Genomic DNA, 13,460 nt, shown 5'->3' with positions numbered 1-13,460 from the left:
CCTGGGGAGGATGGAAATGGTACTCTGTTTGTATAGGGTCTAAACAGTAGTATTAGCAATTTGAGGAAATTATGACTATGCAGATATTAATGCAAGCAGCAGCAGATGCGGCAGTAAATCAGCCCCACTTTCCAATCTCTGCAACTCTAGTATATGTAGTTGGTTTTATTGCTGCTGCGACAATTGGTTCAGTTGCTTGGTACAATTCCAAGCGTCCTGTAGGTTGGGAAGATAAAGAGCGTCCCAGCGTAGTCCCAGAAGTGAAAAAAGAAGAAACTCCTGGAGTTGGCGAACCAAAGTAAAAGTCAAAGGTCAAAAGTCAAAGGTCAAAAGTCAGTGTAGAGACGTTATATGTAATGTCTGTACAGAGTTATTAGTTATCAGCGATTAGTGACTGGTGAGGAGTGACTAGATCGAGAATTCAGCTACTAACCACCGATCGCTAGCCACTAGCCACTCATAACAAATGACTAATGACTAATTTTGAGTCTCTACCCAACGACGGTAGAGATTTTGGATTGCGTGAATTGCGGAATTGTGCATGGAATGATGCTCTGTTTCTTCTGAATGAGAAGACTCTATTTTGTTAAGCAATTGAGCTTCTTCTACGGCAACGTCGCCATCACTATAAATTAAGCCGCTAATAGCTTCAATCAAACTTTGGTAAGCTGTTTCACTAGGGCGATCGCCTAAATATGCTTGAATCCATTCATAACATTCTGTAGGCTGTACTGTTCGGAGTTCGTTGAGTAAAGGTCGAATCTCTGGATCGTCAGCCAAATTTTTTGCTTGAGCGACTTGCTGAAGATATTTTCTTTCCTCTGGTTGAATTTTGCCGTCCAACCAAGCAGCACCGATCAAGATTTTCATTAAATTTTTGGTATTAGAATTATTAGTCATTTTTGGTAATTAGTAGTTGGTTAGTCTTGTTTCTCTTTTCCAGTCACTAGCCACCAGCCACTAGTCACTGCTCCCTTCTCTTCAATCGAACCATAAAAAAGCCATCCATTTGATGCTGATGGGGAAATACTTTTAGCCAACCTGCGGTAGTGGAAAATGGAGTTGCAGGAGAATTGGGTGGAAGAGGATCGATTTGCCATTGGGAATGGCTTGATAAAAACCATTCCACTACTCTTTCATTTTCTAAAGGATGAAGAGTGCAAGTGGCGTAGACAAGAATACCACCAGGTTTCACCCAGGTAGCCGTGCGATCGAGTAGTTCTTTTTGTAGGTTAGCAAGTTCTTGTACTGATGCGGGTGTTTGTCGCCAACGAGCATCGGCGTGGCGGTGCAAAGTTCCCAATCCAGAACAGGGAGCATCGAGCAACACGCGATCGGCTATATTCGTAAATTGAGTCAGAGAACGGCTATCGCCGGGACAAATTTTGATCGATCGCAATTGTAAGCGTTCGGCATTTGTTTTAAGCTTATTCAAACGAGATGTGGTGCGATCGCAAGCCCAAATTGTTCCACGATCTTGCATTAATTCGGCTATGTGAGTTGTCTTACCTCCAGGTGCAGCACAAGCATCAATGACAACTTCCCCTGCTTGCGGATCGAGTACGTGACTTACAAGTTGAGCGCTACTATCTTGGACAGTCCACCATCCCGCACTATATCCAGGTAAATTCTGAATTGCACCAATACTTCCAGTCAACCTCAAAGCTTGGGGTAGATGGGGAAGCCGAGTTACAGATACCCCTGCTGCTTGCAACTGCGTTTCTACTTCTTCGATAGAAGTTTGTAAAGTATTAACTCGTAGATCGATCGCTGGCGGTTGATTAAACCATTCACATAGTTGTTCTGTTTCTACCAAACCTAACTGTTCCAACCACAATTCAATGATCCAATTAGGGTAACTGTGTAGAATTCCTAGTCTTTCAACTGGATCTTCTGGTAATGGGTAATGGGTAATGGGTAATGGGTAGTTGGTAGTTGGTTGTTTTTCCCCCTTGTCCCCCAAGTCTTCCTTGTCCCCCTTGTCCCCATTTTGAATTTTGAATTTTGAATTTTGAATTTTGTCCCCGACTCCCGACTCCCGTAAAAACTGACGCAAAATCCCATTGACAAACCCCTTCAATCCGGCAAAACCATTAGTTTTCGCCAATTCCACTGTCGTATTGACAGCGGCAGAAGAGGGAATTTGAGTCAGATAGCACAGCTGGTATAAGCCGAGGTGGAGAATTGTGCGTAAGTCGGGGGGTTGTTGATGAGATTTTTTTTTGGCTAAGCGATCGATCAGAGCATCGAGCGATCGCATTCTTCTGACGCTACCGTAAACTAATTCTGTTACCAAACGGCGATCGTTAGGATTTAAATTCGATTGACTGAGTACCCGATCTAAGGCTACGTCTGCATAAGCATCGCGATGTACTGCCTTGAGAGCGATAAAAGCTAGTTGGCGAGGATTTTCCATGCCCGATTGTAAGTTGGCTCGATCGAATACACCAACTCATTCAAGTATAGGTACTAGATAGCGTTTGCCTTGGCGATCGGAGAAAAATTTAGCGCTTTCTTCCTTTAGTCAACCCGCAGCACGATTTTACCGCGCGTCCGTCCGCTTTGGCTTAACTGGTGTGCTTGTGCGGTTTCGCTCAAGGGTAGTACGGTTTCGACATACGGTTTAACTTGCCCTGAGTCGATGAAAGTAGTAATTTCATCTAATTGCGCCGCATTTGGTTGTACGTGGGTAATCGCAACCCGCACGCCTGTACTTTCTGGTGGTGAACCGACAATTGAAACGAGTATCCCATCTGGTTTGAGAACTTTGAGCGATCGCGATCGCGTTTCACCACCAATTGTATCTAGAACCACATCGAGATCGCGCACGACATCTTCAAATGGTGTTGCCTGATAATCTATGACTTCGTCTACTCCCAATTTGCGGATAAATTCAGTATTACGAGTAGAAGTCGTACCGATAACACGCGCACCCTTGGCTTTTGCTAATTGCACGGCGATCGAGCCGACTCCACCAGATGCGGCATGAATCAGAATTTTTTGTCCTGCCTCTAAGTGCGCCGTATCAAACATTGCCTGCCAGGATGTCAGCGCTGCCACTGGTAAAGCTGCTGCTTGAATAAAGTCGATACTTTTGGGTTTTAGCGTGACTTCCGATTCTCTAGCAGCAATGTATTCAGCATACGTACCTTCCCGCCGCAAGCTAGCGTAGCCGTACACTTCATCTCCTGGCTTCAGTCGCCGTACTGCATCACCAACAGACTCCACAACTCCCGCAACATCAGCACCGAGAATATGGGGTAAATTGAAGGTTTTGCCCACATATCCCTCGCGAATCTTCCAATCTACAGGATTTATTCCTGCTGCATAGATCCGAATTAAAACTTCATCTGCTGCGGGTTGAGGTAGCGGTGCGTCTTCGTACTTCAAGACATCTACGCCACCATAAGCGTGCATCCGAATTGCTTTCATAAGTTGTATGGAGTATGGAGTGGATATAGAACAGTTAACCTCCAATCGCGCCGACAGCTGCCCCTTCATAAGCCGTATTCACGGCTACGTCTTTCCAAGCCTCCATCTCTGCCTTGACTGATTCTAGTTTTGTTTCAATTGCATCCACGGCATCTGCACCTAAAGCGAGTCGTAAAGGTGGGTTGTCGCTATTTACGGCTTGAATCATTGCCTCTGCTGCTTTGACGGGATCGCCTGGTTGCTTGCCATCCATATCTTGCAGCCACTGGCGGAAACCACCAACTATAGGTTCGTAGTCGGCAATTTGAGTATCGGCTAAAACGAGCGATCGCCCGTTAAAATCCGTCCTGAACGCCCCTGGTTCGACAATGATAATTTTAATCCCTAACGCCTCTACTTCCTTGACAAGTGCTTCAGACAAGGCTTCTAGAGCAAACTTAGTCGCGCAATAGATCCCAGCGCCAGGAAAAGACACGAAACCACCCACCGAAGAAAGGTTGAGAATGTAGCCGCTGCGGTGCTGTCGCATCGAGGGTAGCACTGCTCGCATCATGTTCAGCGCCCCAAAAACATTCGTTTCAAACTGGCGGCGAGTTGCTTCATCGCTGAGTTCTTCCAACGCCCCCATCGTACCGTAGCCAGCATTATTTACCAGTACGTCAATGCCTCCGAATTTAGCGATCGCCTTTTCTACTGCTGCCTTGACTTGTTCTGGCTGAGTCACGTCTAGCTGCACTGCTAGAGCGCGATCGGGATATTTTGTTTGAATATCTTCAACATGTTGGGGATTTCGTGCCGTTACCACGACTTTCTCGCCCCGATCTAATACTGCTTGGGCGATCGCTCTCCCGAACCCACTAGAACTACCTGTAATCAACCACACGCGAGAATTTTGCACAGATGTCATAAAACTCTCCAATTGCTGAATTGGTTTACTCTATTGCGCGATCGAATTGTTCAGTTGTACGTTTTGGTTTGAAAAGTCTAAATTCACTCAATTCGTTCGATACAGCTAGTTAAAAACAAGAAAATGACACTGATTTCTTAATGCGCCACTTCTTTCATTTCCATTTTATTTTTCAACTGCTAGCTGCTCGCTCTGTAGTTCCACATGCATAATCCAAGGTAAAACAAGGAGAGCTAGATTGTCAACTCAATCGCTTCCCTATCGATCGCAAGGGAATTAAATCATATATTGATAAATTCCAATTAAGTTTCCATCAGGATCGCGTATATAAGCAGTTTTGAGATCGTAACTAGGATTAGCCATTGGCTCTCTAGTAAATTTAATTCCCTTTTGTTTTAATTCGTGACAAACTGTTTCTACATCGGCAACCACAAAAACTAACACGGCACGATCTTGACATTCTGCGTGAAGTGGGAGGCGCTCGCTACCAATTATTTCTGCCATTTCTCGCCGCTGCGATATTGCTAATTTCATATCTCCAGCGGCAAATTCAGCGTACCCTTCCTGAGTAGCATCTACTATTACCTTAAATTCCAAAATATCCCGATAAAAAGCAAAACAAGCTTTCAGATCGGTAACTAAAAGTCTAGTGTAAGAGGTACGAACTTGCATAATTCAGTTATCAGTTGTCAGTTGTTAGTGTAGAGACGTTACATTTAACGTCTGTAGAAAGTTATCAGTTATCAGCAATCGCTCTATGAGATTTTGACTTTTAACTTTTAACTTTTGACTTTTGTTCCTTGGTTTCGGTGAAAACGACTTCGTACAGGTGAAATTCGTTTTCTGATAAACCTTGCCAATATTCCCGCACGGGGGCAAACTTTGGTTCTTTGACTAGTAGTTCAAAATTATCGAGAGTTTGCCAAAATCCATAATTCATCGTGCGCGTTCCGTCAAGCGAACGGTGAAAATTTGCAGATAATAGATCGGGGTGTTCTAACGCAATTGTGACGTTTTCTCGCTCTAGCTCTATCAAGCGAGACTGATTTTCTGGCTTCATTCTAAATTCTCCCAGGTGAATTAAGCGCCCTGGAGAAATTGTGAGGTCTGCCGATTCCGGTAAAGAAATCGTTACCTCGTATACACGGGAATCTAGTAAATGAAAATTGGCTAATTTAGCTGCTCCCCGCGCTTGTATTTCAGAGTTATTGAGGAAAGCTTTGTAATCTTCTAGAGTTTTCCACTGAGCGTAGTTTAGGACTCTGATACCGTCTAAACTTTTGTGGAGACTCGATGAAACAAAACCAGGTTGGTGCTTTACATCTGCCTCCACGAATTCCACAATTGTATTTATTAGTTCCTGCTGTTGTTCTGGTTCTACAGCAAAAATAATGATGACTGTAATAACCTCGTTGTGTTTGGCAATAGAAGGCATTTTTAAACCTCTACTCAGCTACAGCAATCCTCAATCGATCGCACCTTCGGTTACAGTCAGCTTTTTACACTGATAACTGTCAACTGTCAACTAACTACCAATTGACGCGCCTCTATCGGTTCTCCTGTCAAACTGAAAGCCCGTACTTCGGTAATTTTGACTGTAACTAATTGCCCCTTAAGCTGGATAATATCGCCATCAAAAAACGTCAAACGATTTCCTCTGGTTCTTCCCATCACTTGTTGAGGATTTTTGGGGTTTTGGTCTTCTACTAAAACTTCCTCAACTCTACCTAAATAACGTTGCGATCGCGCTTGGGCTGTGGTGGCAACTAAATGATTTAATCTTTGCAGGCGATCGCTCTTGACTTCTTCACTTAATTGTGCATCCCATAAAGCAGCGGGAGTCCCGGGACGTGGGGAATAAGCGGCTGTATTCAAATGGTCGAAACCAATATCTGCCACTAATTTGAGTGTATTTTCAAACTGCGCTTCAGTTTCCCCAGGAAAGCCGACAATCGCATCAGCGCTAATTGAAGCATCGGGCATCAGTTGCCGAATTTTATCGATAATCCGCCGATATTTTTCGTGGGTGTAACCCCGTGACATCCGTTTGAGGACTTCGTTATCGCCCGATTGGAAGGGAATGTGAAAATGCTCGCATACCTTGGGTAACTCCGCACAAGCACGAATTAATCGTTCGGTGAAATAACGCGGGTGACTGGTAGCAAAACGGAGGCGATCGACTCCTGGTACGTCGTGGACGTAGTAGAGTAAATCTGTCAGCGTGTGTAAGTGTCTGCCTTCTGGGGTTGTTCCTGGTAAGTCGCGCCCATAAGCATCGATATTTTGACCGAGTAAGGTAATTTCTTTATATCCCTGTTTGCCCAACTCTACCATCTCGGCTTTAATCGCCTCCGGCGTGCGAGACTGTTCTACACCACGCACGTTGGGAACCACGCAGTAAGTACAGCGTTCGTTGCAACCGTAGATAACGTTAACCCAAGCTGTTACGGTACTATCGCGGCGCGGTTTCGTAATATCTTCGACAATTTGAATCGGTTCTGTTGCTACAACTTGATTGCCGTCGAATACCTGTTCTAATAATTCTCCTAAACGATTGGCGTGTTGGGGTCCCATGACGAGATCGATTTCCGGTACTCGTCGCAGCAGTGTTTCGCCTTCCTGCTGTGCTACGCAACCAGCAACAACTATTGTCAAGTCTGCTTGTTCCTGCTTGCGCTTCGCCTGTCTGCCTAAGTAGGAATAAACTTTTTGCTCGGCGTTGTCCCGAATCGTGCAAGTATTGTAGAGGAGTAAACTTGCTTCATTTGGGTCTTCTGACCACTCGAAGCCCATATCCTCAAGGATGCCAGCCATGCGTTCGGAGTCAGCCTTGTTCATCTGGCAGCCAAAAGTCGTGATGTGATAGCGGCGGTTAGGAGCGATCATTACGTGCAGACAAGTTCGGATTTAGCTTTACATTTACCCATTATAGATTTTTGAACTATAGATTTTTGCACGGATTTTTACGGTTCTAGCTCGACTCGCAGCTAAGCCGCAAGCTATTTTAGTAAAAAATATTACTGCAAGGAAGTTTTTCTTACGCAACATTACCGTATGATAAATCTTACTACCCCTAAATTGGGTGCAAAGCTCAAAGATGACAAAAGTTTCTGTTATTGTTTTGGTTTACAAGAGTGAGCCATATATTGCAGCGACAATTCATTCAGTGTTGGCACAGACTTACAAAAACTTTGAAATTCTAGTCATTGATGACGGTTCGCCCGATCGCAGTGTACAAATCTGTCAGCAATTTGACGATCCGAGAATTAGAATTCTTCGTCAAGAAAATCGCGGCGTACCAGCGGCGAGAAACACGGGAATTCGTCATGCAAAAGGAGAATATATCGCCTTTTTAGATGGAGACGATTTGTGGTTGCCAGAAAAATTAGAAAAACAAATCGCACATTTAGAATTATCTCCTTTTGTAGGCATGAGTTTTTGTCGTTCTAGTTTTATCGATGAACATGGTAAGTGTTTAGGAACTTATCAAATGCCAAAACTAAAAGGAATTAACTTATCATATCTAATTCGTTGTAATCCAATTGGAAATGGTTCGGCAGGAGTCATACGTCGCAAAGTTCTAGAAGATATCAAATTTACGCATCAGCAGCATGGCAATTTTGAAGACTGTTATTTTGACGAACAATTCAGGATATCGGGGGGAGAAACTGATTTTTTACTAAGGATTCTGATTCAAACTCAATGGAGAATTGAAGGTATTCCCGCAGCTTTGACGCTATATAGAGTCAATTCTGGAGGAATGACGGCAAACTTACTGAAGCGGTTAGAATCTGCCAGCCAAGAAATTGAAAAAACTCGTTTGTACGCCCCAGAATTAAACTTGCATTGGCGGGGAGTAATAAAATCTTATTACATCAGGTATTTAGCCCGCAGTGCCGTCCGGTTTCGGAAAGGAAAAACAGCTGTTAAATTAATTCATCTAGCTTTAGCTAATTATTGGAAATTAATATTTGAGGAACCCTATAGAACTCTCTCAACCCTAATAGCCGCTTACTTGCTTCTGCTACTACCACAAAAATTATATAATCGAATTGAGACTTTAGTTGTCAAAGCGATCGGCACTATCCAAGAACGAAAAATTAGACAAGATACGTTCAATATTCGTAATTGAGGAGAAGACAAGGAGGACAAGGGAGACAAGGGAGAAAAGCGCCAATTACCAATTACCAATTACCAATTACTCAAATTGCAAGATGAATACTAAAGAGCAGATTGTACAAGAAATTGATTCCCTCAGCGAACCTCAGTTGCAGGAAGCCCTAGAATTAATTCGTACTTTGAAACAAAAGCCGACTTTAGAAGGCAAGGCATTCAAAGCATATTTAGAAACTGAAGAAAAGTGGTCAGGAGTGTATCGTCGTCTTGCAGATTCCTGAGTTTGTACCAAAAGCAGATGTACTAGCCATTCATCAACGTCAAGTTGAAAGATTCGGTGGACTTGATGGGATTAGAGATGAGGGATTGCTAGATTCAGCATTAGCACAGCCTCAAGCTACTTTTTTTGGACAATTATTGCATCCAACTATTTCTACACAAGCTGCGGCTTACTTGTATCACCTTGCTAAAAATCATCCGTTCCTAGACGGTAACAAGCGAACTGCTTTTGCTAATACGATCGCATTTTTGGGAATGAATGGCTACGAACTTAACATGGGTGAAGAAGCAGCCTATAATCTTGTCATACAAGTAGCTCAAGGTGAAATTAGTAAAGAAGAACTTACCTTACTATTGAAACAACACATACAGCCACAGTAGGCGATCGCCAGATATTTCTCGCTCGATTTGTCATATTTTCTCATAATTATAAATAATAGTGGGAGGTGCGATCGCAGACAAACAGACAACCACTCACCACTCACTACTCACTTTCCATATGAGAAATTTGCGGGGATTCATCAAACTTCTAGAAGAAAGAGGACAATTGCGGCGAATTACCGCATTAGTCGATCCCGATTTAGAAATTGCCGAGATTTCTAACCGGATGTTACAACAAGGTGGTCCTGGTTTATTGTTCGAGAACGTCAAAGGTTCGCCCCATCCCGTAGCAGTTAACTTGATGGGGACGGTAGAAAGGATCTGCTGGGCGATGAACATGCAGACACCCCAAGAATTAGAAGAACTGGGGAAAAAGCTGAGTATGCTGCAACAGCCAAAACCACCGAAGAAGATTTCTCAAGCGGTAGAGTTTGGCAAGGTGTTATTTGATGTTGTCAAAGCAAAACCAGGAAGAGACTTTTTTCCCACTTGTCAGCAAGTCGTGATTCAAGGCGACGAACTCGATTTAAATAAACTTCCCCTAATCCGTCCCTATCCAGGAGATGCAGGCAAAATTATCACGCTGGGTTTAGTCATTACCAAAGATTGCGAGACAGGTACGCCTAACGTCGGCGTGTATCGCTTGCAATTACAATCGCGTAACACGATGACCGTACATTGGTTATCGGTACGGGGTGGGGCAAGACATTTGCGTAAAGCCGCAGAAAAAGGTAAGAAATTAGAAATTGCGATCGCCCTTGGTGTAGATCCTTTAATTATCATGGCGGCGGCTACTCCTATCCCTGTAGATTTATCGGAATGGCTGTTTGCTGGACTTTATAGCGGTTCTGGCGTGAACTTAGCGAAGTGCAAAACCGTAGATTTAGAAGTTCCCGCCGACTCCGAATTTGTTTTAGAAGGAACTATTACCCCAGGGGAAGTTTTACCCGATGGTCCTTTCGGCGATCATATGGGTTATTACGGTGGATTGGAAGATTCGCCCTTGGTGCGTTTCCACTGCATGACTCACCGCCAAGATCCAATCTATTTGACCACATTTAGCGGTCGTCCGCCGAAAGAAGAAGCAATGATGGCGATCGCGCTCAATCGGATCTATACTCCTATTCTGCGGCAACAAGTTTCTGAAATTGTCGATTTCTTCCTCCCAATGGAAGCTTTAAGCTACAAAGCCGCGATTATCTCCATTGATAAAGCTTACCCTGGGCAAGCGCGGCGGGCAGCTCTAGCTTTTTGGAGTGCCTTACCCCAATTTACTTATACTAAATTCGTGATTGTGGTGGATAAAGACATTAACATCCGCGATCCGCGTCAGGTAGTATGGGCAATTAGTTCTAAAGTTGACCCTACCAGAGACGTGTTTATTTTGCCAAATACCCCCTTTGATACCCTCGATTTTGCCAGCGAGAAAATTGGTTTAGGGGGACGGATGGGAATTGATGCAACTACCAAAATTCCCCCTGAAACAGAACACGAATGGGGCGCACCTTTGGAATCAGATCCTAATGTAGCGGCAATGGTAGAAAGGCGTTGGAGTGAATACGGTTTGGCAGATTTGCAACTAGGAGAAGTCGATCCAAATTTGTTTGGTTACGACATGCGTTAAATCGGTTTCGTAGGGGCGCACAGCTGTGCGCCCCTACAAATTAGGGTACAGATTGCGATCGTTAAATTGAATTCAATCAAAATTTTTATTGGAAAAAGCGATCGTAATCATAGCTTGTCGTAATCTAAAGGCTGTGCTAATCCTTCGGCAATTTCTTGTTTAGCCTGTTTAGCAGCAGCAATCAATTTGGGTTGAGTTTTCTCGACTAAACTATCCCACTTAAGCTCATCTTCTGAAAGCTAGGAAGTATCTACAACTAATAGTTAGGATGAGCATTGCCCATACGATCTTTACTTCTCATCACTAGAGAAATCTATCCATTTCTTTGCGCCTTTGCGTCTTTGCGTGACATTAATAGCTTAAATCTATGCAAGTAGAAAATATGTCTGAGGAATTTAAATCGCAACTTCAGCAAATGACAAACGAGGAACTGATAGACTTTGCCCTAGAACACGTAGGAGAAGAACACGACAGCATTCGCAAAGCTGCTTTACAAGAACACTACTTGAGAATAAAAAACGATCCTAATACAGTCACCGCTCCACCAGGAGACATCGAAATCTTAAAATTATACCTATCGCGACTCCAAAACAAATAAAAAAAGTTTCCCCACCACTTGCTAGCAACCTGACATAAAACCTGCCACAGTCACTACCAAGAGTGGGGAGACATTTGCTGATATTAAACCAAAACAAATTTGAGCTACTTTAGCAAACTCAAAAACTATGACATCGCCTGAATGATATAGTCAAAATAAGGTGCTGCTTCTGCTGCTTCTTCCGCACTCAATAGAGACAAAGAAGCATTCTTCAAACAGCGAATTGACTCAACCATACCAGGAACGGGAACGCCCAGAGAATTATACATTTCTCTGACACCGACCAAACCGATCTTTTCAATTGGCTCTTTATCCCCAGCTAGCACGCCGTAGGTAATTAGGCGCAGATACCAGCCGTAGTCCCGCAGACACAACGCCCGCTGACGTTCGCCGTAGGCATTTCCACCAGGGGCGATAAAGTCAGGACGTTTTTGCCACAACTTTTTACTTGCTTCCTGAACGATTTTCTTTTCGTTTTCGGCTAGGGTTGCGGCGATGCGCATCCGCTGTATGCCTGTTTGCAAAAAGTTTTTAATGTTTTCGAGTTCGCCAGCGCTGGGATAGCGCAGCTCATCATCGGCTTTGAGAATAACTTGGCTTACTACACTCATGATTATAGGTAATGAGTCAGAATATCATTTGTAGTTTAGCGATTTCATGTCCCCCAAATAAAGGGATCTTTTCAGTTATGTCTGTTACAAGGGGACAAAATTTACAAAACATGATCGATCGCACTCCCGATCGCTGGCAACAAGGCGACTTGGTAGAAGTAACCATTACCGATTTAAATGATAGTGGTGATGGGGTAGGGCGTGTCAACAGTAGGGTTGTTTTCATTCCCGATACTACCCCAGGCGATCGCGCTTTGGTACGTCTGATTCGTGTGAAGCCGCAATACGCCTACGGTAAACTCCAAGAACTCCTTGAATCTTCTGGCGATCGCATTCGTCCGCGCTGCATCGTAGCTGATAAATGCGGCGGCTGTCAGTGGCAGCATATCGCCTACGAACATCAACTGGAAGCCAAGCGCCATCAAGTTATCCAGACATTAGAACGCATCGGCGGCTTTGTTAATCCTCCTGTCGATGCCGTTTTAACAGGAAATACCGATCTCGGTTATCGTAATAAAGCTACATATCCTTTAGGACAATCGGCTACAGGACAAATCCAAGCAGGCTACTACCAAAAAGGCAGCCATCATTTAATTAACCTAAATCAATGTCCCGTACAAGATCCTCGCCTCAACCCTCTGCTAGCAGAAGTCAAACAAGACATTCAACAGCGGGGATGGCGGGTATATGACGAAAAACACCACAGAGGACAAGTACGCCATTTAGCCTTACGAATCGGTCGCCGTACGGGAGAAATGCTGCTAACTCTAGTAGTAAAAGATTGGGACTTACCTGGAATTGAAACCCAGGCGCAAGAATGGTTAAATAGGTATCCGCAGCTAGTCGGAGTCTCGTTAAATCGCCAAAGCGATCGCACCAACGTTATTTTTGGCAGTGAAACCCGATGTATTGCCGGACACCCGTATCTACTAGAAATTTTTGCGGATTTAAAGTTTCATGTGCTACCCGATACATTCTTTCAAGTGTATACGGAGGTGGCTGAGGCACTCTTGCAGGAAATTACTCAACACCTGAATTTACAAGGTGACGAAATCTTAGTAGATGCATATTGTGGCATTGGCACGTTAACCTTACCCCTAGCCCAAAAAGTGCGACAGGCAATTGGCATAGAAGTTCAATCCGCCGCTGTCGAACAAGCCCAAAACAACGCCCGACTCAACCAGATTACCAACACTACATTTCAAGTCGGAGAAGTCGAAAAACTGCTTCCCCAACTCGAAACCACTCCAGATATTGTACTGCTCGATCCACCCCGCCAAGGATGCGATCGCGCCGTCATCGAAACCCTGCTGCAAACCCAGCCGCAGCGGATCGTCTACGTCAGTTGTAAAGCCGCCACCCTTGCCCGCGATTTAAAATTACTCTGTCAAAATGGCAAATACCGCCTTACCAGAGTCCAACCAGCCGACTTTTTCCCCCAAACCGCCCATGTGGAGTGTGCAGCCTTCTTGGAGAGGGAGAGTGGGGTGTAGGGTGTGGGGAATTGGTAGT

The 13,460-nt window shown here is 44.2% G+C and carries 15 protein-coding genes; 7 read left to right on the top strand and 8 right to left on the bottom strand.

The genetic code is table 11. From position 1 onward, the window contains the following. The first annotated feature begins 77 nt into the window (after positions 1-77). Positions 78-302, top strand: a complete 225-nt coding sequence (gene psb35, locus C7Y66_RS08900; RefSeq protein WP_041462317.1) for a photosystem II assembly protein Psb35 — start codon at positions 78-80, stop codon at positions 300-302. Between the two features lie 175 nt (positions 303-477). On the opposite strand, the gene C7Y66_RS08895 is transcribed toward psb35, so the two are convergent. The 7 genes from C7Y66_RS08895 to miaB all read right to left on the bottom strand — a co-directional run bounded on the left by C7Y66_RS08895 (position 478) and on the right by miaB (position 7,225). Next, on the bottom strand, positions 478-900 hold the full coding sequence (locus tag C7Y66_RS08895; protein ID WP_015152407.1) for a TerB family tellurite resistance protein: 423 nt from the start codon (positions 898-900) through the stop codon (positions 478-480). A 64-nt stretch (positions 901-964) separates the two neighbouring features. Beyond that, positions 965-2,416, bottom strand: a complete 1,452-nt coding sequence (locus tag C7Y66_RS08890; protein WP_106545296.1) for a 16S rRNA (cytosine(967)-C(5))-methyltransferase — start codon at positions 2,414-2,416, stop codon at positions 965-967. A 104-nt stretch (positions 2,417-2,520) separates the two neighbouring features. Then, positions 2,521-3,432 (bottom strand): NADP-dependent oxidoreductase, encoded by a 912-nt coding sequence (locus C7Y66_RS08885; RefSeq protein WP_106545295.1) that lies wholly within the window; start codon positions 3,430-3,432, stop codon positions 2,521-2,523. Between the two features lie 34 nt (positions 3,433-3,466). Next, entirely contained in the window at positions 3,467-4,339 is an 873-nt protein-coding gene (locus C7Y66_RS08880) for an oxidoreductase (protein WP_106545294.1), read from the bottom strand. Positions 4,340-4,615: 276 nt separating this feature from the next. Continuing rightward, positions 4,616-5,011: a VOC family protein gene (locus C7Y66_RS08875; protein ID WP_106545293.1), complete on the bottom strand. Its 396-nt coding sequence runs from the start codon at positions 5,009-5,011 to the stop codon at positions 4,616-4,618. 100 nt (positions 5,012-5,111) lie between these two features. Beyond that, entirely contained in the window at positions 5,112-5,774 is a 663-nt protein-coding gene (locus C7Y66_RS08870) for an antibiotic biosynthesis monooxygenase (protein ID WP_106545292.1), read from the bottom strand. A gap of 86 nt (positions 5,775-5,860) precedes the next feature. After that, on the bottom strand, positions 5,861-7,225 hold the full coding sequence (miaB, locus tag C7Y66_RS08865; protein WP_106545291.1) for a tRNA (N6-isopentenyl adenosine(37)-C2)-methylthiotransferase MiaB: 1,365 nt from the start codon (positions 7,223-7,225) through the stop codon (positions 5,861-5,863). A 211-nt stretch (positions 7,226-7,436) separates the two neighbouring features. Here miaB and C7Y66_RS08860 point away from each other — a divergent pair, with 211 nt between their 5' ends. The 5 genes from C7Y66_RS08860 (at position 7,437) to C7Y66_RS08840 (ending at position 11,337) form a co-directional block, all read left to right on the top strand. Continuing rightward, entirely contained in the window at positions 7,437-8,471 is a 1,035-nt protein-coding gene (locus C7Y66_RS08860; RefSeq protein ID WP_106545290.1) for a glycosyltransferase family 2 protein, read from the top strand. An 82-nt stretch (positions 8,472-8,553) separates the two neighbouring features. Beyond that, positions 8,554-8,736: a DUF2281 domain-containing protein gene (locus C7Y66_RS08855; RefSeq protein ID WP_106545289.1), complete on the top strand. Its 183-nt coding sequence runs from the start codon at positions 8,554-8,556 to the stop codon at positions 8,734-8,736. Beyond that, the gene (locus tag C7Y66_RS08850) at positions 8,723-9,115 is read left to right on the top strand and encodes a type II toxin-antitoxin system death-on-curing family toxin (protein ID WP_106545288.1); all 393 of its coding nucleotides are present in this window, start codon (positions 8,723-8,725) and stop codon (positions 9,113-9,115) included. Before C7Y66_RS08855 ends, C7Y66_RS08850 begins: the two co-directional genes overlap by 14 nt. 118 nt (positions 9,116-9,233) lie before the next feature. Beyond that, entirely contained in the window at positions 9,234-10,739 is a 1,506-nt protein-coding gene (locus C7Y66_RS08845; protein ID WP_106545287.1) for a UbiD family decarboxylase, read from the top strand. Between the two features lie 367 nt (positions 10,740-11,106). Beyond that, the gene (locus tag C7Y66_RS08840) at positions 11,107-11,337 is read left to right on the top strand and encodes a hypothetical protein (RefSeq protein ID WP_199197325.1); all 231 of its coding nucleotides are present in this window, start codon (positions 11,107-11,109) and stop codon (positions 11,335-11,337) included. 125 nt (positions 11,338-11,462) lie between these two features. On the opposite strand, the gene C7Y66_RS08835 is transcribed toward C7Y66_RS08840, so the two are convergent. Further along, positions 11,463-11,948: an allophycocyanin subunit alpha-B gene (locus tag C7Y66_RS08835; protein ID WP_015152396.1), complete on the bottom strand. Its 486-nt coding sequence runs from the start codon at positions 11,946-11,948 to the stop codon at positions 11,463-11,465. Positions 11,949-12,058: 110 nt separating this feature from the next. On the opposite strand from C7Y66_RS08835, the gene rlmD reads away from it, so the two are divergent. Continuing rightward, positions 12,059-13,441 (top strand): 23S rRNA (uracil(1939)-C(5))-methyltransferase RlmD, encoded by a 1,383-nt coding sequence (gene rlmD, locus C7Y66_RS08830; RefSeq protein ID WP_106545323.1) that lies wholly within the window; start codon positions 12,059-12,061, stop codon positions 13,439-13,441. Positions 13,442-13,460 lie beyond the last annotated feature (19 nt).

It is taken from the genome of Chroococcidiopsis sp. CCALA 051 (assembly GCF_003015105.1).
In the GTDB taxonomy this organism is placed as follows: Bacteria; Cyanobacteriota; Cyanobacteriia; order Cyanobacteriales; family Chroococcidiopsidaceae; genus Chroococcidiopsis; species Chroococcidiopsis thermalis.
This window is presented reverse-complemented; position numbering and strand designations above follow the sequence as displayed.